The following is a 23258-nucleotide window of genomic DNA, read 5'->3' as shown; positions in this document are numbered from 1 at the left end:
AGGAATGTGCCAATGATTGATGCAATGCCATCGGTGTGGAGTGGCGCGTCAGGTCTCGCTGAGAAATTGTTCAGTGACAGGGCGCGCTTTCAGGAAAGTGGTCTTCCTTGGCACGCTCCCGGCATCAGCAGCTGTCCTACCCAAGATGGTTTGCCGCCTCACAACTCTCTATCCACGCTCTGAATGCCAACCATATCCGGGTCGCGAAAGCTCGCAGGCTTGGGAGACTGTTCACTAAAACGCTTGCGTCGTAACGCCCTAGCGGGAGAGGGGCAGACGGGTTATATTGGGCGCTTGTTGCGAGTAGGAGCGTCACGCCAGCATGTCCGAACAGATCCGTCCGACCGAGTTGCCAGAGAACCTCGATGACGAAGCCGATTATGGCGCCTCATCCATCTCGGTTCTCAAGGGGCTCGATGCGGTACGCAAACGCCCCGGCATGTATATCGGCGACACGGATGACGGGTCTGGCCTGCATCACATGGTCTTCGAGATCATCGACAATGCAGTGGACGAAGCGCAGGCTGGTCATGCCACACGCTGCGTGCTCACCATGAATGGCGATGGCTCGATCAGTGTGCGCGATAACGGTCGTGGCATTCCGACTGATCTGCACGAGGAAGAAGGCGTCAGCGCCGCAGAGGTCGTTCTGACCAAGCTTCACGCGGGCGGCAAGTTTAACCAGAATTCCTATAAGGTATCGGGCGGTCTGCACGGCGTGGGTGCCGCTGTGGTCAACGCACTTTCCGAATGGATGGAAGTGCGCATTTGGCGCAACGGGCTCGAACATTTCATTCGCTTCCAGCATGGCGAGCGCGACGACGCCCTTACCGTGGTCGGTGCCAGTGACGAACCGCGCGGCACGCTCGTGACGTTCAAGCCGAGCAAGCAGACCTTCACCAAGGTCGATTTCGAGTTCGGCATCCTCGAGCGTCGTATGCGCGAGCTGGCCTTCCTGAATTCCGGCCTCGAGATCGTGCTGCGTGACGAGCGCCATGCCGAAAACAAGGAGGTTGTCTTCTGCTATGAAGGCGGCCTGAGCGCCTTCGTCGAGTATCTCGATGCAAGCAAGACATCGATTGTCACGCCACCGATCGTGGGGGCCATCGATCACGCCGAAAGCGGTATCAAGGTCGAGTTCGCGCTCACCTGGAATGACAGCTTCCATGAAACGATGCTGTGCTTCACCAACAATATCCCGCAGCGCGATGGCGGCACGCATCTGGCTGGTTTCCGCCAGGCTCTGACCCGCATCGTAGGTAAATATGCCGAGACAGGATCGTCGAAGAACTCCGCTGCCCTGACCGGTGAGGACATGCGCGAAGGCATGACGGCCGTTCTCTCGGTCAAGGTGCCGGACCCGAAATTCTCGTCGCAGACAAAGGATAAGCTGGTTTCGTCTGAAGTGCAGCCTGTGGTGCATGTGACGGCAGCTGACTCGATTGGCCACTGGTTCGAAACCCACCCGCGTGAGGCCAAGGCCATCATCGCGAAGGTCAACGAAGCCGCAGCCGCCCGTGACGCCGCCCGTCGTGCGCGCGAACTGACGCGACGCAAGGGCGTGCTCGATGTTTCCTCGCTGCCGGGCAAGCTGGCAGATTGTCAGGAGCGCGATGCGAGCAAGGCTGAAATCTTCATCGTCGAGGGTGACTCCGCAGGCGGAACGGCCAAGCAGGGGCGCGATCGCCGCTTCCAGGCCATTCTCCCGCTCAAAGGCAAGATCCTGAACGTCGAGCGCGCGCGTTTCGACCGTATGCTTGGCTCGGCCGAAGTCGGTACGCTGATCACCGCTCTCGGCACGGGTATCGGGCGCGGCGATGTGGAGCAGGGCGGTTTTTCGGTCGAGAAACTGCGCTACCACAAGATCGTCATCATGACAGACGCCGACGTGGACGGCTCTCATATCCGAACGCTGCTACTGACCTTCTTCTTCCGTCAGATGCCCGAACTGATCGAGAAGGGCTATCTCTACATCGCCCAGCCGCCACTCTATCGTGCGAAGCGTGGTAACGAAGAACGCTACCTGAAAGACGATGCTGCTCTTGAGCAATACCTGCTCGACAAGGCGCTGGCCAATGCGTCGCTGACGCTGGCCGATGGTCAGATTCTGGCTGGAGACGCGCTGATGGAGCGCGTCAAGGCAATGGGGCAGGTGGCCAAGACGCTCACGGCGCTTGCATCCAAGATCCCTGTCTGGGTGCTCGAACAGGCCTATGTCGCCAAGGCCATGTCACTCGGTCATGATAACGCGCAGGAGCGGGCCCCTGTTCTGCAGGCTCGCCTTGATGCGGCTTCGCCGGTCAATGAGCGTGGCTGGATAGTCGGACCTACAGAAGAAGGCGGGCTGCGCCTTGCCCGCACCGTTCGTGGTGTCGGTGAGGTCTACACGCTTGATGCCGCGTTGCTGCGCTCGGCAGAGGCACGCTGGCTGGCAGGCGAAGGCAGCCGCGTTGCCGATGATTTCGCTGGGGCTGTAACGCTCGCTCTCGATAGCCAGTCGACGGAACTTGCAGGCCCGGCAATGGTTTTTGATCGGGTGGTGCAGCAGGGTCGCAAGGGCCTTGCCATCAACCGGTTCAAAGGTCTGGGCGAAATGAACAATGAGCAGCTTTGGGACACGACGCTCGACCCGGCCACGCGCATTCTGCTTCAGGTCAAGGTGGGAGATGTTGAAGATGCCGGACAGGTCTTCTCGACGCTCATGGGCGATGTGGTCGAGCCCCGTCGCGACTTCATTGTTGGCAATGCCCAGAAGGTCGCCAATCTTGACGTTTAAGGCAATCGGCACCGCCCTGTTTCTTGCAGGAACGGTGCTGACAGCTGCGTCAGTCCACGCTGCTGATATTGGTGAAGGTAGTGCGGCGGCAACGGCAGAGAGCGCTCGCCAGACGACCGCTGTCTATCGTGTCTATAATCATGGGCTGCATGTCGTTGATGCGACTGCCGATTACAGGCTGACCGATGGTGGCTATGGCATCCGCACGACCATCCATGCGGGCGGCCTGCTCAGTATGTTTCTGCGCATGGATATCCAGAGCACTGCGCAGGGGCATTTTGATCATGACCATGTGCAGCCCACCGGGTATGAAAGCGCAGGCTACTCCCGTGGCAAGCATCGCAACGTGGTGCTGAATTACGCCAATGACACACCGCAGATCGTCGCGCTTGATCCGAAGGAAAGCGATCGCCAGGCCGTGCCGGAGAGCGATCTTTCCCACGCCATGGATACGCTGAGCGCCATGGCCTATCTGCTCGAAAATGTGCGTCACACCGGAAAATGTGATGGTAGCGCGCAGGTTTTCGATGGGCTCAGGCTGAGCGCCATGACATCGCACGGCCCCTTCAAGGCGACTGTCCCTTCGTCATTCGGTCAGAAATTCACCGGCGAGGCCCTACGGTGCGACTTTGTGGGACAGCAGGAGGCGGGATTTATCAAGGATTCCTCCCATCTGGATGTCATGAAAGCCCCGCATCCCGGCGCTGCCTGGTTTCAGAACCTGCCTGGCGTGGGCCTTACGGCGGTAAGGATCGAGTTCGAGCATCCCAAGCTTGGTCCGATGATCGCCGTTCTCGACCGGCAACCCACGACGCAGCAATAAGCCGTCATTGCGGGCACTCATCCCTGCTATCGCGTTGGATAGCAGGGGGAAACGCTCAGTTAGGGCGTGAAAGATCGTAGATCAGACGCGGCAGTTCGGCGACGCACCCGGCTATGGCGGTCGCATGGGCTGACATGCTGCGGTCGCCATAGCCCCAGCTTGCGAAAAGCGACGGCATCGGGACACCCATGGCCGCTCTGATATCGTTCTGATGATCTCCGATCATGATTGCGCGAGTCGGTTCTGCATTGATCATGCGCACTGTCTTGCGAATATGATCGGGGTCCGGTTTACGCATAGGGAAGCTGTCGCCTCCACCGATGGCATTGATCAGTGAGGCGATCCCGAGCTGTTCGATAATAGCCTGTGCCGCCTTGACGGGCTTGTTGGTGCAGATCACGCAGCAAATACCTCGCTCTTGCAGTGTGGCGAGTGTCTTCTCCGTATCAGGGAAGAGCTGTGTCTTCTGCGTGGCGCGAGGTTCGTAGATATCAAGAAAACGCCTGGTCGCCTCATCACGGTCGATCCGATTTTCATCGCCGCCATAAGTCAGCAAACGATCCACGAGCGCCCGCGCTCCATCGCCTATCATCGCTCTGACGGCTTCCTCACTGGGAAGATGCAGATCATAGGATTTCATCAACTCCATGCCGCTCCCTGCAAGGTCGGGCAGGCTGTCGACAAGCGTCCCATCCAGATCGAAAACAGCGGTTTTGATTTCGGTGCTCAACGGAGTTTTCCTTTGATCGGAGACGGATGCAATAATCGGCAACCCGAAGTGACAGAACGCGGGTTTGACAGGGCTCGGCTGGGTTGGCTACGCCACTGAACAATATGACATCACTTTCTTTTTCCGACGGCCAGACCGTCCGCCATCACAAACCCACGACTGCCGTGATCCTGGCTGCCGGCCTCGGAACGCGCATGCGCTCATCGCTTCCCAAGGCGCTTCATCCGCTTGGCGGAAGGCCGATGATTGCCCATCTGATCGAAACAGCCGGATCGGTCTTTGATCGACTCGTTGTGGTGGTCGGCCCCGATATGCAGGCGCTTGAGAAAGCGGTCGCTCCCTGGCCTTGCGTCGTGCAGTCCGAGCGCCTCGGCACGGGCCACGCGGCACGTATGGCGGAAGATCTCTTCGGCGAGGGCGATGTCGCAATCCTCTATGCCGATAACCCGCTGATAACTGCAGGAACGATGCGTGCCCTGCTGGCCGCACGACGCCAAGAGGGCACGTCTCTGACGCTTCTGGCCATGCGCCCGGCCGATCCGGGCCGCTATGGACGGGTGATCGAGCGTAATGGCTGCGTGCAGGAAATCGTGGAATGGAAGGATGCCACCGAAGCACAGCGTGCAGTGACCCTGTGTAATGCGGGTGTGCTGTGCGCAGATGCTGCCGACCTGCGACGCTGGCTTGGCGCCCTGCGCAACGAAAATGCCCAGGGCGAATATTACCTGACCGACGTCGTGGCACAGGCTGCCGCCGAAGCAGATGTGCATCATGTCGAGGCCCCTGCGGAAGAACTGGCAGGCATCAATTCGCGTGCCGAACTCGCCGTGGCGGAGGCAAGCCTGCAAAAGCGCCTGCGTCTGGCAGCGATGGAAGCCGGCGTGACGCTGGTGGCGCCGGAGACCGTGTTCTTCAGCGTTGATACGGTCCTTGCGCCCGACGTCGTGGTTGAACCCAATGTGGTTTTCGGTCCCGGAGTAACAGTGCACAGCGGCGCGCGGATACGGGCTTTCAGCCATCTGGAAGGCTGTGTTGTCGGCGGCGAGGCCCTGATCGGTCCCTATGCCCGCCTGCGCCCCGGGACAATCTGTGGCAAGGGCACGCATGTCGGTAATTTCGTCGAGCTCAAGGCGACGCAGCTTGGTGATGGGGCCAAGGCCAATCACCTGTCCTATCTGGGCGATAGCAGCATCGGGGCCCGCACCAATGTCGGCGCAGGAACCATCACCTGCAATTATGACGGGTTCTTCAAGCACCGCACCACGATTGGTGAAAATGTCTTCGTGGGTTCCGACGCCATTCTGGTGGCACCCGTGACCATTGGCGACAATGCCCTTATCGCGGCGGGCAGCGTGATTACCGAGGATGTGGAACCCGGCGCCCTTGCCTTGGGTCGATCCAGACAGACGAACAAGCAGGAGCGCGGCCGCATGATCAGTGAGTCGCTGCGCGCAAAGAAGGAACAGGGCTGATGTGCGGAATTTGCGGCGTCGTCGGGCATCGGAATGCCACTCCGCTTATCGTCGAGGCGCTGCGTCGTCTCGAATATCGTGGTTATGACTCAGCTGGTATCGCCAGCCTCGTCGATGGGCAGATTTCCCGTCGTCGTGCGGCTGGCAAGCTGGATCATCTTCAGGCCGTCCTGGATGTGCAGCCCCTTGCCGGCGTGACCGCAATCGGTCACACGCGCTGGGCAACGCATGGCCTGCCGAATGAAACCAATGCCCATCCCCACGCAACCGATCGTGTCGCGATTGTTCATAACGGCATCATCGAGAATTATGAGGAACTCAAGGCCGAGATGCAGGCCGTGGGTCGGCAATTCACCTCTGACACCGATACCGAGTGCGTCGCACAACTCGTCGATTTCTATCTCGATCAGGGCCTGTCGCCACGAGACGCTGCCAGCAAGACGCTTGGACGGCTGCAAGGGGCTTATGCCATCGCAATGATTTTCGCCGGCCATGAAGGGCTGATGATAGGCGCACGGCACGGTGCGCCCCTTGCTGTTGGCTTCGGGGAGGGCGAGATGTTCCTCGGTTCTGACAGCCTGGCTCTGGCACCGCTTGCCCGGAAGATCGCCTATCTCGACGACGGTGACTGGTGCGTCCTCCAGCCTGATGCTGTCGAATTTTTCGATTCAGCCAATCTGAGAGTTCAGCGTCCTGTCCAGACGATCGCCCTGATGGCAGGAACGGTCGGCAAGGATGGCTATCGCCATTACATGGAGAAGGAGCTTCACGAGCACCCTGTGGTGATCGGACAGACATTGCAGCGCATCATTGACCCGGTGACACGCGCGATCAACCTGCCGGAGTTCCCGTTTGACCTCGCCGAACTGCCGCGTGCCGTCATCACCGCTTGTGGATCGGCCTTCTATGCCGGTCTGGTCGCGCGGTACTGGCTCGAGGCTGAAGCGCGCCTCCCGGTGGATATCGATGTCGCGTCAGAACTGCGCTACCGCAATCCGCCGCTGACACCCAAAGGCATGGCGCTGATGATCTCGCAATCGGGCGAGACAGCAGACACGCTGGCCGCCATGCGTAGCCTGCGCGAACGCGAGCAGCATATCGTGTCGATCCTCAATGTAGAGGGCAGCACCATGGGGCGCGAAAGCGACGTGGTGCTTGGCATGGTCGCCGGGCCGGAGATCTCAGTTGCCAGCACGAAGGCATTCACGGCACAGCTTTCGGTTCTTGCCGTTCTGACCATTGCCATGGCGCGTGCCCGCAACACGATGTCGGCCAGACGCGAGGGTGAGTTGCTGGCCAATCTGCTCGACCTGCCGTCACGCGCTGCCGAAGTCTTTTCACGGGCGGGCGCGATCCAGGCCATGGCGGCCTCCGTCGCCGAGGCGCGGGACGTGCTTTATCTCGGGCGGGGCATCTGTTTTCCCGTGGCTCTTGAAGGGGCGCTCAAGCTCAAGGAAATCTCCTACATCCATGCCGAAGCCTATGCGGCCGGCGAGATGAAGCACGGTCCGATTTCGCTCATCGACAAGGATGTGCCGATCGTCGTGATTGCCCCGTCAACCATCCTGTTCGACAAGACGCTGTCGAACATCCAGGAGGCCAAGGCCCGTGGTGGGAGAATCATGGCTTTCACTGACGAGAAGGGCGCCCAGCGCCTGAGCGGTATCGCCGAACACATGGTCATTCTGCCGGATGTCGATCCTTTCGTGGCGCCCATCCTCTACACGATTCCTGTGCAGATGCTCGCTTATGAAGTGGCCCTGCGTCGGGGGACGGATGTTGACCAGCCGCGCAACCTCGCCAAATCGGTGACTGTGGAGTAACCTGAGGGCGAAACAGCGCGAGGACGACTGACATGGCGGGATCGGGACCGACGATACTCATCCAAGGTGCTGGAGTGGCCGGGCTCGTGACTGCCGTGACCCTTGCCGAACGCGGGGCGCGGGTGACGCTCCATGAATCTGGGCCGCGCATCGGCAGCGGCGCGTCATGGTTTGCCGGTGGCATGCTCGCACCATGGTGCGAGGCCGAAGCGGCCCCGGAAGAGGTGACCCGTGACTCGCTCAACTCGCTCGCATGGTGGGCCAGCCACGTGCCGGATGTCATCCGTAACGGCAGCCTCGTGGTTGCCCCCCCGCGCGATCAGGTCGAGCTCAACCGTTTTGGAAGGCGTACAAGCCATTTCGAAACGCTGGGTTCAGAGGCGATCGCCGAACTTGAACCTGATCTGGCAGGTCGCTTCGACCGTGCGCTGTTCTTTGCTGAAGAGGGTCATGTCGACCCGCGCATTGCCCTGGGCCGTCTCAAGGAGCGCCTGCTGATCCTGGGGGGGCATATCAGGCTCGATACCTCTGTTGTCGACGGCCAGTTCGACTGGGTAGTCGATTGCACTGGCATACAGGCGCGGGAGAGCGAGCCCGATCTGCGTGGCGTGCGCGGCGAGATGATCCTCGTTCGATGCCCTGACGTTGTGCTCCATCGCCCCGTTCGAATGCTGCATCCACGCATCCCGATCTATATCGTGCCGCGCGAGCATGGCGTATTCATGGTGGGTGCCACCATGGTCGAGAGCGATGACGGACGTGAAATTACGGTCCGGGCCATGAGCGAGTTGCTGAACGCGCTCTATACCTTGCATCCAGCCTTTGCCGAGGCCGAGATCATAGAAGCCAATGCAGGGATCAGGCCGTCCTACCCCGACAACGTGCCTCGGGTGCATCGCGACGGACATCGCCTTTCGGTCAATGGCATGTATCGCCATGGTTTTCTGCTGTCCCCCGCAAGAGCGGCAGAAGTGGCCGATATCATCTTTACGCAAGCCGCCTGATCTACAGGGCCATGGTGGCGTTTCATAGCGGGCGTGAAAACCCGGTCTGTCAGAGCCGGGCGTTTCGCGCAGTCAGGAATGGGAGAGAACTGCCATGCAGATCATGGTGAATGACGAGACGAAGCTCATCGCGAGCCGCTTCCTCTCCGAAGCGCTGATCGAGCTCGGCTATGGCGAGACGAAAGTGGCAACAGCCGTAGACGGTGTGTTCGTGCCCCGCTCGGCACGCGGAGCGAAGGCATTAGAGGAAGGCGCGAGGCTCGAAATTCTCGCGCCGATGCAGGGGGGCTGACCCATGCGCGCCTATGGTATCGATCTTTCTTCGCCTCTGATGCTGGGCACTGCCCTTTATGACAGCCCGGCCATTCTGGCGGATTCAGTGCGGCGTGGTCGCCCCGGTGCGGTGACAGTCTCGCTGAGGCGGGAATCTGCGGGTCTTCAGGCGGGTCAGGCCTTCTGGGAGCTCGTGCGCGGTTTTGATGTGCCGGTACTGCCCAATACCGCTGGCTGTCATACGGTGCGGGAGGCCGTTACAACCGCGCAGATGGCACGCGAAGTGTTCGAAACCGACTGGATCAAACTGGAAGTCATCGGGCAGGGCGATCTGCTGCAACCGGACGTCTTTGCTCTCGTCGAGGCCGCACGCATCCTGAACGAAGAGGGCTTCAAGGTCTTTCCCTATATGACGGAGGACCTCGTGGTGGCGGAGCGTCTGCTGCGCGCCGGATGCGAGGTGCTCATGCCGTGGGGAGCCCCGATAGGGTCGGGCAGGGGGCTGAACAACCTGTTTGGACTGCGCGCCCTGCGTGCCCATTTTCCGGAAGTGCCTATGGTGATCGATGCCGGTATCGGGCGCCCCTCGCATGCCGTCACCGCCTTTGAGCTGGGCTTTGACGCCATCCTGATCAACACGGCCGTGGCAAAAGCAGGTGACCCAGCAGCCATGGCAGAGGCTTTTCGTCTCGCCTGTGATGTTGGGCAACTGGCGAAGACCGCAGACCCGATGGACGAGCGCGACATGGCTGTTCCCTCGACGCCCACTCTAGGCAAGGCAAGTTTCGCATCATGAATTCACGGCTTCCATCCCCGATCTATCCCGTCGTCGATCACCCACGCTGGATAGAACGTCTGGGTTCTGCAGGAGCCCGATTCATCCAGCTTCGCCTCAAGGACCTGTCCCCTGAAGTCCTGCGGGCGCAGGTGATCGAAGGACAGGAGGCGGCAGCGCGCCATAATGTGCGCCTCGTTCTCAACGATTACTGGCAGCTCGCCCTCGAGCTGGGCATCGATTACATCCACATCGGTCAGGAAGACCTCGATACGGCTGACCTCGAACAGATCCGGGCGGCACGCATCGCGTTCGGCATTTCGACCCATTCCCATGAAGAGCTCGAGCGGGCCCTGTCTGTACAGCCGGATTACGTGGCACTCGGCCCGATCTGGGAGACGAAGCTCAAGAAAATGATCTGGGAGCCTCAGGGTGTCGAAAAACTGACGGAATGGCGCCGCATCATCGGGCCGGAAATGCCGCTGGTTGCGATCGGCGGCATTACGAAGGAGCGTGCTCCATCCTGCCTTGCGGCAGGGGCTGACAGCGTCGCCGCGGTCTCCGATTTTATCGCATCCCCCGACCCGGAGCAGCAGGTTGAGGCCTGGCTGAAAGCATGTTCGGGCTGAAAATCAGTAATATTTCCATCAAATCGGGGAGTCGCCCTCGCGGAGTCGTGACGATTCGCGTATAGAATTTCCATCTTGCAAAAAAGAGGGGAGAACACGCGCGCATGATGGTGACGGGACTGGCTGCCATTATTCTGGCGCTGGCGCTTTTGATGGTACTCATCAGCGCGGTGCAGCCTTTGGCCCGTCGGCTTGAGGTATCGGAGACCGTTCTCCTCGCTCTTGCTGGCATCGGCATCGGTGCGGCGGCCGACCTACTGCTGCGCTCTTCCCTGACCGAGATTTTTGACGGCGCTGCCGAGACGCTGCTCTATTTCCCGATCAACAGCGAAGCCTTTCTGCTGATCTTCCTTCCCATTCTGGTTTTTCAGGGCGCGCTGGCAATCGATGTGCGACGTCTGGCGCATGAGACGGCAACCGTGCTTCTGCTGGCCGTTGTGGCCGTGCTCGTCTCGACCCTTACCATTGGCGGGGCGCTTTATCCGTTCGCCGGTCAGTCCATGGTGGTCTGTCTGCTCCTCGGTTCAATTGTCGCTACGACCGACCCGTCAGCAGTTGCCGGGATCTTTCGCGAGATTGGTGCGGCGTCACGTCTGACACGGCTCGTCGAAGGCGAGGCCTTGCTCAACGATGCTGCGGCTATCGCCATTTTCTCCATCCTTCTGGCTTCCGTCACCTCGCACCGCCATATCGAGTTGGGCGAGACGATCATTGACTTTCTGGCCTCCTTCGGTGGGGCGATCGTCGTCGGCGTGGCAATTGGACGGCTGACCCTGCTCATGATTGCAGGGCTGGGGGGGGCGGTGGCAGCCGAAATCACCCTGACGCTCGCCTTGCCCTACATCGTCTATATCATCTGCGACGAGTTCCTCGGCTTCTCAGGTGTGGTCGCTACTGCCGCCTCGGGCCTGACTCTTTCGGTCTATGGTCCCTCGACCTTTAGGCCGCAGGTCTGGCGCTTTCTCAACGAACTCTGGGTGCAGCTCGTCTTCTGGGCGGGGTCGCTCGTGTTCGTTCTGGCTTCGATGCTTGTGCCGCGCCTCCTGATCGGTATGACGCGTTGGGATTGTGTGCTGATTCTGATCGCTACAGTTGCAGGTCTTTTTGCCCGCGGTGCAGTAGTATTCGGTCTGCTGCCGATCCTGGCGGCGGCCAAATTGTCCCCCCCTGTGCCGGCGCCGTTCAAGACGACCATGGTCTGGGGCGGGCTTCGTGGCGCCATTACCCTTGCGCTCGCACTTGCCGTGACAGAGAACCAACGCGTATCGACCTCAACGGCTCATTTTATCGGTATTATCGCGACCGGCTTCGTGCTGATCACATTGCTCGTCAATGGCACGACGCTGCGCTACCTCGTGGTGTTTCTCAAGCTTGACCAGCTTCCCACCATCGACCAGGCCATGCGCCATCAGGTGCTGAGCAGTGGCCTGGCCCAAGTGGCGGAACGCACGCATACGCTCGCAGATGAGCTCGGCTTCGGCTCTGGAACGCAGCAGACCATTATCGGGCAGATCGAAAGACGGGCGCAGGAAGAGAGCGAGGCCAACACCTTTGACACCGCGCTCGGCGACAGGCAGCGCGTGACGCTTGCCCTGATTACCATCGCCAACCGCGAGCGATCGCTCCTGCTCGATCTGTTCCGTATTCGCGGTCTGTCACGCCGCGTCATGGAAACGCTGCTGCGATCCTCTGAAGCTATGGTCGACGGAGCAAGGCTAGAAGGGCGTTACGGCTATGTGCGCGCGCTGCGTCGGCGGCTGCGCCCGACACTGCGTTTCCGCGTAGCCCAGATGCTGCATCGTCGGTTCCATATCGACAAGCCGCTCATGTATTGCATGTCGGAACGCTTCGAGATGCTCGTTATCGCCCATCTCGTCTCGCTATCGCTCATGCGCTTCATGCATGAGCGTCTCGAGCCGACACTGGGCAACCGTATCGGTGAGATCGTCTCTGAAGTTCTGGGGCGTCAACGTCGCATGCTCGATGACGCCCTCGAGATGCTACGCCTGCATTATCAGGGTTATTCAGAGGCGCTCGAGAGCCGCATTCTGCATCAGATCGCCTTGCGGCTTGAGGAAGAGGAATACGACGAGCTTCTCTCCGATAACCTTGTCAGTGAAGAGCTGCATCGCGAATTGCTCAAAGATGTCGAGAAGCGTCAGGAGCGCCTCGAAAAGCCACTGCGTTTCAACATCAAGAGCGGTATCGAGCAGCGCCTGCGTTCTTTTCCCGCCTTTCGTGGCGTGCCCGATGGGGTCCTGCACGATCTGGCGATGAATATATCCCTGCGCTTTGCCTCGCCGGGTGAGATACTTCTCCGGCGCAACGGCAAGATCAGGATGGTCTATGCCGTGGTGGCCGGTCTGGCTGAGGTGCATATCGCCGAGCAGGACGTACAATTCGGGGCAGGGGATCTGATAGGGGCCGCGCCACTGATCAATCAGACCTATTCACGGGGCACGGTGCGGACGATGCAGTTCTGTCATCTTCTCGCCATACCGTCGAATCTGTTCATGCGTCTGGTCGAGGAATATCCGATCGTGCGCCGCACCATCGACGAACGGGCAGAAGCGCGTCTGGTGGAGGGGCACAAACTCTCTCTGGTGCTGGGAGGAAACAAGGAGCCCTTCATACCGGCACGCGAACTCATCAGGTCAGGCGAGAACGACATAAAGCCCGAGTAAGGGCCCCGTTATGATCAGGAATGCTGGGCCAATTGGGTTGGTCCAGTGGTCTTTCGTACGCTTAAAGACCTCCCGCGCATATCTGTGACGATCAGTCTGACGGTTTCATTTCCTTAGAACGGAGAAGGAAAGATCGCCGTCCAAAAGTGACGGTTCGGCCGGCTTAACTGGGACAGGGCCCATCCGACTGACGCAGCCTCAACGCGGGCACTAACAAAAGCGTCGGTTCCTGGCTCTGCATGGGAAACGCGCCCAATGGAGCGGCGAGATGCGCAGAGGGGACCAGCATCTAAGTCACGATACGCGTCAGTGATTTTATCTGACAGGCCGCAGCGGCGACAGTCGGGATTGTCCGGTTCATGGACGACAACGCATCCTTACGATCCTGGCTCGGAAGCTGCTCCGACCACCCCTTAAACGGCCATTCTAAAAGTTCGATAAGATATATTATGCCAACTGATATATTCGGATCAGGGATTGCGTAAAGGCAATCCCGTCACCGCGGCCCGGTTTTGGCCGTCGCGGTCAAGCCAGCGCGTAGCTGCCAAGCTCAGCGCCAGTCTGGCTGTCGACTTCCTTGAGGATCACGCCATAACCCCAAAGCGCACCGAGATGCTCAAGGGTCAGTCTTGCATCCGTAGGTTGTAAAAGCTTGCCTGGCCGCGTGCGATGCTCGAGGCGCAGTATACGATCACCGGTCAGATCGGCCCCGACAATCTCTATCTCTTCAGCGAGCAGACCCGGATCATAGGACGCCGCTACAGAGCGCCGGATTTCACGATAACCTGCATCATCGTGAATGGCGTCAACCAGCAGATACGGCTGAGACAGATCGTCTTCGAGACGGAACAGACGAAAATCGCGTATGACCTTGGGTGACAGAAATTGCTGCACGAAGCTCTCGTCGCGATATTCGGCCCATGCATGATGCAATGTGCCAATCGGGTCATGATTGCCTGCATGGTCGGGAAACCACAGACGGTCTTCTGCGGTAGGATCGGTGCAGACCCGCGCGATATCGGTCATCATGGCAAAGCCGAGCGCATAAGGATTGAAATTCGGCCCTCCCCCTTCATCAAAGCCGCGCTGCGTGATGACATTGCTCGTCGAGTGGATGACCTCAAGTATTGCTGAATCATCAATCAGCTTCTTGTCATGCAGGCGATGCATGATGAAGTTATGCACCCAAGTGGCGCAGCCCTCATTCATCAGCTTGGCCTGAGGCTGAGGATAGAAATACTGCGCGATCAGTCGAACGATACGAATAATCTCACGCTCCCAGTTTGCCAGTCGGGGTGCATTCTTTTCGAGAAAATAAAGGATGTTTTCTTCTGGAAGGCCGAGCGTCGCCAGTGGCTCACCTGACTCTGTCTTGCCGTTCGCCGGTTTCTGACCTTCCGGTAGTGTTCGCCACAGATCGTTGAACTGCTCATCTTCATAAGCCCGTCTTTCGCGCGCGCGCTCCTGCTCCTGACGCAGGTCGAGCCGTTTGCTGCCCGTATGGCGATCTACCCCCTGGTTCTGCAGGGCATGAGCGGCATCGAGAATGCGTTCAACGGCTTTGACACCATAGCGCTCTTCACAACGCGCCACATACCCACGAGCGAATTCGAGATAGTCCAGAATCTGCGTTGAGTCTGTCCATTCGCGAAACAGACGGTTGTTTTTGAAGAAATGATTATGTCCGAACGCCGCATGCGCAATGACGAGCGCCTGCATGGTGGCCGAATTTTCTTCCATCAGATAGCTGATGCAGGGGCTCGAGTTGATGACTACTTCATAGGCCAGCCCCATCAGGCCGCGCTTATAGGCGTTTTCATGCGAAACGAAGCGTTTTCCCGCCGACCAGTGTGGATAGCTGATTGGCATCCCGTGCGACGTATAGACATCGAGCATCTGTTCCGAGGTGATGATCTCTATGCGATTGGGATAGGTGTCGAGCTTGAGTTCCTCGCTCGCTATGCGATCGATCTCGCCATAGCAGTCACGCAGGATCGGGAAACTCCAGTCTGTGCCTGAATAAAGCATGGTCACTCCCCAGCCCGCTCGGTCGCGCGTCTGGCAAAAAGATCTCTGAAGACCGGGAAAATATCGCGTCGGTCCTGCACCTGACGCATGGCAAGCTGTGGCGCGCTGTCGGCGATTATCTTGTAGCCGCGCCACAGATCGGTTTCACTTCGCAGCAACGCGCCGCCCAGACTGACCTCGACATAGGCAAAATACTGTACGACAGGAAGTATAGCTTCCGTCATGAGATGCTTTACCTTGATCATATCCGACGAAATATTGTCGCCATCCGATATTTGGGCGGCGTAGATATTCCATTTGTCAGCAGGAAAGCGATCCCGCTGTACGTCATGCATGAGGTCGAGCGCAGTCGATACAACGGTGCCGCCCGTGCGTGGATCGGTAAAGAAGACATCCTCATCGACTTCTTCCGCCGTCTCGGCATGACGAATGAAGACGATTTCCAGCTTTTCATACCGCTTTTCGAGAAAGACATGCAGAAGCATGAAAAACTGCTTGCCCAGCTCCTTCATTTTCTCGGTCATGGAGCCTGAAACATCCATGATGCAGAAAATCACGGCTTGGGTGGTTGGCTTGGGCACCGGGGTAAAGCGGCGATATCGCAGATCGACCGGATCGACCCACGGGATCCGTGCCAGCCTCTGGCGCAGCAATGTTCTTTCGTCTCTCAGTTCCTGCAGGCGCAGAAACTGAGTGTCCGTAAGCGGACGTTGCTCTTCCAGCGCATCGATTTCGGCTTCTACCGCGATCAACTCCTGAGGTTTCGGGCGCTTGAGCCCGATGCGCCGCCCCATTGAGCGACGCATGGTACGCCCCAGATCGATCTGCGAAGGAGAGCCGTCACTCGTGAGCCCCGAGCGACTGGTCGCAAGCGACGTTATCGAAGCGACCTCGCGCTTGATCAGATCGGGCAGTTCGAGATCGTCAAAAAAGAGGTCAAGAAACTCCTCGCGTGAGAGAACAAAGCGATAGGAATCTTCGCCACCGCCCTGATCACCCGCGCCGCTTCCCTCACCCGCCCCTTCTCCCTCGCCACCCGGCGGGCGGCGCAGACGGTCACCCTTGACGAACTCCTTGTTGCCGGGCAGCACGAAATGGCGCGTTCCGGCATTGAAATGCCTGTGAAAACTGGGCTCGTGCAGCACGTCTGCCGGAATGGACACCGCGCTGTCCTGGCCGATTTCGCGAATACGCCCCTGCGCTGCGGCGTCACGCACCGCGGTCTGAATGGCTTGGCGCGCCCGTGTCAGGACGCGCTGCCGGTTTTCGGTGTTCTTGCCATGAGGGTTCGGGCGCCTGTCTATGATTTCCATGAAACGCTCCGTTATCGAGGTCAGGCGGACTGCTTGACGCGCATGTACCATTCGACCAGACGCCTCACCTGACGCTCGGTATAGCCACGCGCTGCCATACGGCTGACGAATTCGTCATGCTTGCGCTCGCTCGTGCTGTCTTTCTTGGAGCCGAAGCTTATGACGGGCAGCAGATCCTCGACCTGGCTGAACATGCGTTTCTCGATGACGTCGCGGATCTTCTCATAGCTCGTCCATGAAGGGTTGCGCCCGCCATTCGACGCGCGGGACCGCAGCGAGAACTTGACGACCTCGTTGCGGAAATCCTTCGGGTTGGCAATGCCCGCGGCTTTCTCGGTCTTGCTCAATTCGGCATTGAGCAGGTCGCGATTCATCAACTGACCTGTATCCGGATCCTTGAAATCCTGGTCTTCGATCCATGCATCGGCATAATCGAGATAACGATCAAAGAGGTTCTGACCGTAATCATTATAGCTTTCCAGATAGGCTTTCTGGATTTCGTTGCCCAGGAACTCGGCATAGCGCCGCGCCAGATCCGATTTGAGTGACGCCAGATAGGCGGCCTCGACCTCTGCGGGGAACTGCTCCCGACGCACAGCCTGTTCGAGCACGTACATCAGATGCACAGGGTCGGCTGAAATCTCGGATGGATCATGGTTGAACGTGGCAGAGAGCACCTTATAGGCAAAGCGCGTCGAGATGCCTTCCATCCCTTCATCGACGCCGGCGCTGTCCTTGTATTCCTGCATCGCCCGCGCCTTGGGGTCAGTCTCGCGAATGTTCTCGCCGTCATACACACGCATCTTGGCAAACTGCGTCGAGTTGGTGTGCGCCTTCAGGCGCGACAGAACAGCAAATTGCGCCAGCATTTCAAGCGTATGCGGTGCGCAGGGGGCGTCACCGAGCGCAGAAGACTGGATCAGCTTCTCATAGATCTTGGACTCTTCGGTCACGCGCAGGCAGTACGGCACCTTGATGACGCACACGCGGTCGAGGAACGCCTCATTGGTGCGATTATTGCGGAATGACTGCCATTCGGCTTCGTTCGAATGTGCCAGAATGACGCCAGTAAAGGGAATGGCCCCGATATTTTCTGTGCCGACATAATTTCCTTCCTGCGTGGCTGTCAGGAGAGGATGCAGCATCTTGATCGGCGCCTTGAACATCTCGACAAATTCGAGCAACCCCTGATTGGCCCGGTTCAGGCCGCCAGAGAAGCTATAGGCATCGGGATCGTTCTGGCTGAAATTCTCGAGCTGGCGGATATCGACCTTGCCAACCAGCGCTGACACGTCCTGATTATTGTCATCACCTGGCTCTGTCTTGGCAATCGCGACCTGCCGGAGCTTGGACGGGTTAAGCCGCACGACCGTGAATCGCGAGATATCGCCGTCAAAATCCTCAAGCCGTTTCAGGGCCCAGGGGCTCGCAATGCCGGTCAGAACACGACGGGGAATATTATATTGCTCCAGCAGCGACGCACCGAAGCGCTCTGGATCAAACAGGCCTAGCGGGCTTTCGAATACGGGGCTGATTTCTTTGCCCGCCTTGAGCACATAGATCGGTTCGCGTTCCATCAATGTCTTGAGACGTTCGCCGAGCGAGGACTTTCCTCCTCCGACGGGGCCGAGCAGATAGAGAATCTGTTTGCGCTCTTCCAGCCCCTGAGCCGCGTGGCGGAAGAAGCCGACGATCTGCTCGACAGCATCTTCCATGCCGTAGAAATCGGCAAAGGCCGGATAGGTACGCACAGTGCGATTCATGAAGATGCGGCTGAGGCGCGGATCGCGCGAGGAGTCCAGCATGACAGGCTCGCCAATGGCCTTGAGCATGCGCTCGGCAGCGCTCGCATAGCTGCCGGGGTCTTCGCGGCAGAGAGACAGATAGGAAGCCAGCGACATCTCTGTTTCCCGACGTTCCTCGCGGAAGGAAGAAGCCAGCGTAAAGACGTCCGAGAATGAACTCATGACTCGTATGCTCCGATGGAAGCCTGCCACTGGGCCGGGGGGCGAAACGGTCACACCCACCGAGAGACATGCAGGCGATAAGTCGGGAAGTCAGGCTATGGGAGACGACAATGGGTGCGGAGCCGCAGGATGCTCCGACATTCACTTGAATTGAACCGGTAATACCGGAATTTGAGGGATTTCATGCTTCTGAAAAAAGGACCGGACCGACCCGATAAGCTGACGCTATCGCGATGTAGAACCGCGCTTCAACAAAAAACTGGTTAATCGAAGAAATATTTAGAGGCTGATAACCATGCCATCATAGCCAGGCTCGATCCCCTCAGGCAGCCTGCTGCACAACGTCTGATAGTCCAGGCCAGGCCCCATATGGGTAAGGATCGTTCGTTCCGGCTTGAGACGAGCGCACCACTCGATCACCAGATCGACCCAGGCATGGGCAACATGCGGCTCGTATTGAAAGCAGCCGACAATCCATGTCTTGATGCCTGCAAGCGCATTCAGCGATTCCTCGCTCAGATATTCCACATCGGTAGAATAGGCGAAGTCGCCGCAGCGGATGCCTGCTGTCGGGATGCGATAATGCCTCTGCTCGAAAAGCTGGATGTCGAGATCGCAGATATCCAGCCGGTCTGCCAGAGAAATAAGATGCGGATCTGGCACTGGTCGAAAGAAGCCCGTTCCGCTCCAGGGTCGGAAAGCATAGCTGTAGCGTGCCTCGAGCTCCTGCATCACCGTCTCGGTGGCATAAAGCGGCAGTGGCGCATCAAGCATTCGGTTGATGGCGCGCAATTCATCAAGCCCGGCGACGTGATCGGCATGCTCATGGGTGTAAAGTACCGAATGAACGACACCGATCTTCGCGCGCAGCAACTGGGCGCGAAGGTCGGGCCCTGAATCGACCAGAAGCCGCTTGCCGCTGTCAGCCTCGATCACGATGGATGAGCGGGTGCGCTGGTTGCGCGGTTCGGCCGGGTCGCAGGCACCCCAGATCCCTGCCCCATCCGCGCCCCCTACCATAGGCACTCCACCAGACCCACCGCAGCCGAGGATCGTGACCTTCATGCGGCGCGCCTGAACAGCGTGTAGAAATTGGCTGTGGTAAGGTCGGTCAGCGCCTCAAGTTCCAGGCCCCGCTCCTGCGCCAGACGGGCTGCGGTGTAGGCAACATAGCCGGGTGTATTTGGCTTGCCGCGCTTCGGTACTGGCGCAAGAAACGGGCTGTCCGTCTCGACCAGAAAACGATCCTGAGGCATGGCGCGCGCGACTTCACGGATGGTCTCGCATTTGGGAAAGGTCAGCAGTCCCGAGAAGCTGATATACCCTCCCAGTTCGATGGCTGCCTGCGCCAGATCCATGCCAGAGGCGAAGCAATGCAGCAGGAAGGGAAACGCGCCCTTCCCATGCTCATCGCGCAGGATGGCCGCAACATCGTCATCAGCTTCCCGTGCATGGATGACGAGAGGCAGTCCGGTCTTGCGTGCCGCCGCGATATGCACGCGAAAGCTTTCTGCCTGCGCTGCACGTACCGGCAGCGCGCCATGCAGATAGTCGAGGCCAGATTCCCCGATGCCGATGACGCCTTCAGGCTCCGCCAACCGCTCGATTGTCGCGACCTCCGGCAGGGTCTCTTCATCGACATGATCGGGGTGCGTGCCAATAGCGCACCAGACACGCAGATCAGGCGTATCGAAGCGCGTCAGGTCGATCTGGGTCTGTGCCCGTGACAGCCGCGTGCCGATGGTGGTCATGCCCGATAGCCCGTGCTCTTTTGCCAGAGCAAGGGCCGCAGGCACGTCATCCAGACGGTCGAGATGGCAATGGGTGTCGATCAGACCCGTCATGCGGTGCTCCCTCACGCAGCGCTCTCAGGCTCGACATAACGCGGGAACAGGCCCTGAGGCGCCGGCAGGGTAATACCGGCTTCGAGGCTTTCGGTGAGGCTGGCGAAATCGCGCTTGTCCTGGGCTACGCCGAGCTGTGTCAGCAGCTTATCCATTGTGCCGGGCATGTAGGGCTGGAGCAGTATTGCGATGTGGCGCAGGGCCTCGTGCAGAACGCGCAGTACTGTTGCCATGCGCACCAGATCGGTCTTCTTCAACGCCCAAGGGGCCTGACGATCGATATAGGAGTTGCAGGCGCGAATGAGCTTCCACACCTCTTCCAAAGCATCCGTCAGGGCGAAACGGGCCAGCTGGCCGCGCATCAGGTCAGGCAGGAGCGAGGCACTGGCAAGCAGAGCCGTATCGTCTTCGCTGAGTTCGGCAAAGGCCGGAAGGCTGGCATCGCAATTGCGCGCAATAAGGCTGAGCGTACGCTGCGCCAGATTGCCAAGATCATTGGCAAGCTCGACATTCAGACGGTTGATCAGAGACCGTCGGCTCAGGTCGGAATCTCCGCCAAACGGGACTTCACGCAGCAGGAAGAAGCGCACCGGGTCCAGCCCGAAGCTCTGCACCAGATCACGGGGGTCGATCACATTGCCGACCGACTTGCTCATTTTCTCGCCTTCGATCGTCCACCATCCATTGGCATAGACCGATTGCGGCAGCTCGATTTCGGCTGCCATCAAAAAAGCGGGCCAGAAAACGGCGTGAAAGCGGATGATGTCCTTGCCGACGATATGGGCCGAGGCGGGCCAGTATTTCATACGCTCGGCGTTTTCATCGGGGTAACCCAGCGCCGAGAGATAATTGGTCAGCGCGTCGAACCACACATACATCACATGACCCGGATCATTCGGGACCGGGATACCCCATTTGAAGCTTGTGCGGCTGATGGAGAGATCCTTCAGCCCCTGCCTGACGAAGCTGACGATCTCGTTGCGACGACCGGACGGGCCAAGAAACTCGGGATGCTGCTCGTAAAGCGCCAGCAGACGATCTTCAAACGCTGACAGACGAAAGAAATAGGAAGGCTCACGCACCCATTCCACCGGTGCGCCGGTAGGCGCTGTCTTGCGGCCATCATCGTGGGTGGTCAGCTCGTCTTCGGAGTAGAAGCACTCGTCCCGAAGCGCATACCAGCCCTCATAGGCGTCGAGATAGATATGGCCATTGGCCGCGACTTTTTCCCACAGCGCCTGGGCTGCCTGCTGGTGGCGCGGCTCGGTCGTGCGGATGAAATCGTCGTAGGAGATATCCATGGCATCGGCCATGCTGCGAAAATCGGCTGCGATACCATCCGTAAAGCTCTGCGTGTCGACGCCCGCACTCTGTGCGGCCTGCTCGACTTTCTGGCCGTGTTCGTCCGTGCCTGTCAGGAAGAACACGTCCTTGCCATCCAGACGGTTGAAGCGCGCCAGAACATCGGCGGCGACAGAGGTGTAGGCATGGCCGATATGCGGTGCGCCATTCACGTAATAGATGGGTGTGGTGACATAATACCGTGAAGTCATGAGGCACTCGCTATGGCGGCTGCCTGTCTGACAGCCTGATTCTTGTCCAGATTGAACCGCTCGGTCTCGCGCTGAAGCGCCTGAAGAGACGAGAAAGCCTCCGCCGCCTTGCTGGCCTCGATCAGCTTTCCCTGCCCGGCCAGATCTCTGGCCCGGTTCGCAAGGCCTTCTCCTAGCAAAGAACAAAGCACGGCAAAACCATCATCGTGACGCAACAGGCTTGCCAGAGCGTCAGAGTCGGCATTCTCACCGGTTTCCAGCAACGCATCAGCCAGATGGCGTGCCGTTCTGTCCGTTCCCTGGTCGGTTGCCAACACACGCCCCGGTGCGCCCTGAGCCTGCCCGGCAAGCGTGTCGAGTTCGGCGCCATTCCTGCCATGATGCCTGAGCACCTGCCTCGTCTGCTCCAGTGAAAGCGTATCAAGCGCCAGAAGGCGGCAGCGGCTTCTGATTGTGGGCAGCAATGCCGAGGGGGTCGGGCAGGTCAGAAAAAAGACGGTCTGGTTGGGGGGCTCTTCCAGAAGTTTCAGCAGAGCATTTGCGGCGTTGCGATTGAGCGTTTCGGCAGCATCGACAATCACCACACGCCAGGCGCCATCTGCCGCCGTATGGTGGAGGAAATCCTGCACCGGGCGCACATCGTCTATGACGATCTCCTGACGCATGCGCTTGCGCTTTTCATCCATGCGCCGTGTGATCAGCAGCAGATTGGGATGGGTACCAGCGCTGATCTGGCGTCCTGCCCGACTTTGAAGATCGACACCGTTCAGAAGAAGCCGCGCACAGGCAAAGGCGAAACGCGTCTTGCCGATGCCTGCCTCTCCATGGATCATCCAGCCATGATGAAGCCTGCCTGATTCAAGAGCCTTTCTGAACAGGGCCAGCTCTTGATCATGACCAAAGAGCGGGAGGGCGGCGGGATGATCCGATGCCGTCATGACGGCAGATAGGGTGTAACGATCGAAAAAATATCGGCGGCAACGTCGTCAGCTGCGCGGCGCGCATCGATGCGTTTGACCCGCTGCGGCGCCTCGCGCGCCACCTTGTCGAAGCCCTCGGCGATACGCTCGTGAAAGGCCGTTTCTTCCTGCTCGTAGCGATCGAGCCTGCCTCCACGTGCCGCCACACGCGCGGCGCCGAGTGCGGGCGGTACGTCCAGCATCAGTGTCAGATCCGGCTCGCAATCCAGCAACCCGCGAAGCGATTGGATGAAATCGAGGCTCGCGGCATCGCCACGGGCCAGACCGTAGCCCTGATAGACGAGCGTCGAGTCATGGAACCGGTCGCAGATCACGATCTCGCCCCGAGCAAGCGCCGGCAGGATAAGGCTGTCGAGATGGTCAGCGCGCGCCGCCATATGCGCGAGAGCCTGTGCCCGTTGCGAGAGCGGCGCCTCGCTGAACAGGATCAGCTCGCGAAGCGCCTCGGCGCCAGGCGACCCGCCGGGCTCTCGGGTGAGATGCACCTTGTGGCCCATCCCGACGAGAGTCGCATGAAGCAGGCGGGTCTGGGTCGATTTCCCGGCCCCTTCACCGCCCTCGAAGGTAATGAATAACCCGCTCAC

18 protein-coding genes are annotated in these 23258 nt (G+C 59.3%); 9 read left to right on the top strand and 9 right to left on the bottom strand.

Going from position 1 to position 23258, the window contains the following annotated elements; genetic code table 11:
- The first annotated feature begins 322 nt into the window (after window positions 1-322).
- Together gyrB and IEV53_RS09530 are read left to right on the top strand one after the other, a co-directional pair.
- Window positions 323-2776, top strand: coding sequence for a DNA topoisomerase (ATP-hydrolyzing) subunit B (gene gyrB / locus IEV53_RS09535; protein WP_188426537.1), 2454 nt, complete (start codon window positions 323-325; stop codon window positions 2774-2776).
- Window positions 2766-3599, top strand: a complete 834-nt coding sequence (locus tag IEV53_RS09530; RefSeq protein WP_188426536.1) for a DUF3108 domain-containing protein — start codon at window positions 2766-2768, stop codon at window positions 3597-3599. The genes gyrB and IEV53_RS09530 overlap by 11 nt, the downstream gene beginning before the upstream one ends.
- 55 nt (window positions 3600-3654) lie before the next feature.
- Here IEV53_RS09530 and IEV53_RS09525 read toward each other — a convergent pair whose 3' ends face one another.
- Window positions 3655-4329, bottom strand: a complete 675-nt coding sequence (locus IEV53_RS09525; protein ID WP_188426535.1) for an HAD family hydrolase — start codon at window positions 4327-4329, stop codon at window positions 3655-3657.
- A 104-nt stretch (window positions 4330-4433) separates the two neighbouring features.
- Between IEV53_RS09525 and glmU the strand changes: the two genes are divergently transcribed.
- From glmU to IEV53_RS09490, 7 genes are all read left to right on the top strand, one after another.
- On the top strand, window positions 4434-5801 hold the full coding sequence (glmU, locus tag IEV53_RS09520; RefSeq protein WP_188426534.1) for a bifunctional UDP-N-acetylglucosamine diphosphorylase/glucosamine-1-phosphate N-acetyltransferase GlmU: 1368 nt from the start codon (window positions 4434-4436) through the stop codon (window positions 5799-5801).
- A complete protein-coding gene (gene glmS, locus IEV53_RS09515) occupies window positions 5801-7624 on the top strand; it encodes a glutamine--fructose-6-phosphate transaminase (isomerizing) (protein WP_188426533.1) in 1824 nt (607 codons plus the stop codon). Before glmU ends, glmS begins: the two co-directional genes overlap by 1 nt.
- Before the next feature lie 32 nt (window positions 7625-7656).
- Window positions 7657-8628, top strand: coding sequence for a glycine oxidase ThiO (gene thiO / locus IEV53_RS09510; protein WP_188426532.1), 972 nt, complete (start codon window positions 7657-7659; stop codon window positions 8626-8628).
- A 94-nt stretch (window positions 8629-8722) separates the two neighbouring features.
- Entirely contained in the window at window positions 8723-8920 is a 198-nt protein-coding gene (gene thiS / locus IEV53_RS09505; RefSeq protein ID WP_188426531.1) for a sulfur carrier protein ThiS, read from the top strand.
- 3 nt (window positions 8921-8923) lie between these two features.
- Entirely contained in the window at window positions 8924-9697 is a 774-nt protein-coding gene (locus IEV53_RS09500) for a thiazole synthase (protein ID WP_188426530.1), read from the top strand.
- Window positions 9694-10305 (top strand): thiamine phosphate synthase, encoded by a 612-nt coding sequence (thiE, locus tag IEV53_RS09495; protein WP_188426529.1) that lies wholly within the window; start codon window positions 9694-9696, stop codon window positions 10303-10305. Before IEV53_RS09500 ends, thiE begins: the two co-directional genes overlap by 4 nt.
- A 104-nt stretch (window positions 10306-10409) precedes the next feature.
- A complete protein-coding gene (locus tag IEV53_RS09490; protein WP_188426528.1) occupies window positions 10410-12989 on the top strand; it encodes a cation:proton antiporter in 2580 nt (859 codons plus the stop codon).
- A gap of 525 nt (window positions 12990-13514) precedes the next feature.
- On the opposite strand, the gene IEV53_RS09485 is transcribed toward IEV53_RS09490, so the two are convergent.
- From IEV53_RS09485 to tmk, 8 genes are all read right to left on the bottom strand, one after another.
- On the bottom strand, window positions 13515-15017 hold the full coding sequence (locus tag IEV53_RS09485; protein ID WP_188426527.1) for a SpoVR family protein: 1503 nt from the start codon (window positions 15015-15017) through the stop codon (window positions 13515-13517).
- A gap of 2 nt (window positions 15018-15019) precedes the next feature.
- On the bottom strand, window positions 15020-16330 hold the full coding sequence (locus IEV53_RS09480) for a YeaH/YhbH family protein (RefSeq protein WP_188426526.1): 1311 nt from the start codon (window positions 16328-16330) through the stop codon (window positions 15020-15022).
- A 20-nt stretch (window positions 16331-16350) separates the two neighbouring features.
- Entirely contained in the window at window positions 16351-18297 is a 1947-nt protein-coding gene (locus IEV53_RS09475) for a PrkA family serine protein kinase (protein ID WP_188426525.1), read from the bottom strand.
- Window positions 18298-18576: 279 nt separating this feature from the next.
- The gene (locus tag IEV53_RS09470) at window positions 18577-19362 is read right to left on the bottom strand and encodes an MBL fold metallo-hydrolase (RefSeq protein WP_188426524.1); all 786 of its coding nucleotides are present in this window, start codon (window positions 19360-19362) and stop codon (window positions 18577-18579) included.
- The gene (locus tag IEV53_RS09465; protein ID WP_188426523.1) at window positions 19359-20141 is read right to left on the bottom strand and encodes a TatD family hydrolase; all 783 of its coding nucleotides are present in this window, start codon (window positions 20139-20141) and stop codon (window positions 19359-19361) included. The genes IEV53_RS09470 and IEV53_RS09465 overlap by 4 nt, the downstream gene beginning before the upstream one ends.
- An 11-nt stretch (window positions 20142-20152) precedes the next feature.
- Window positions 20153-21694 (bottom strand): methionine--tRNA ligase, encoded by a 1542-nt coding sequence (gene metG / locus IEV53_RS09460; protein WP_188426522.1) that lies wholly within the window; start codon window positions 21692-21694, stop codon window positions 20153-20155.
- Window positions 21691-22632 carry an AAA family ATPase gene (locus tag IEV53_RS09455; RefSeq protein WP_188426521.1) on the bottom strand — a complete coding sequence of 314 codons (942 nt, stop codon included), beginning with the start codon at window positions 22630-22632 and terminating at the stop codon, window positions 21691-21693. Before IEV53_RS09455 ends, metG begins: the two co-directional genes overlap by 4 nt.
- Window positions 22629-23258 carry a dTMP kinase gene (tmk, locus tag IEV53_RS09450; RefSeq protein ID WP_188426520.1) on the bottom strand — a complete coding sequence of 210 codons (630 nt, stop codon included), beginning with the start codon at window positions 23256-23258 and terminating at the stop codon, window positions 22629-22631. Before tmk ends, IEV53_RS09455 begins: the two co-directional genes overlap by 4 nt.

The sequence above is a fragment of the Asaia siamensis genome (genome assembly GCF_014635085.1).
Classification (GTDB): Bacteria; Pseudomonadota; Alphaproteobacteria; order Acetobacterales; family Acetobacteraceae; genus Asaia; species Asaia siamensis.
The sequence above is the reverse complement of the archived record's forward strand: the minus strand, read 5'-3'. Positions and strand labels throughout refer to the sequence as shown.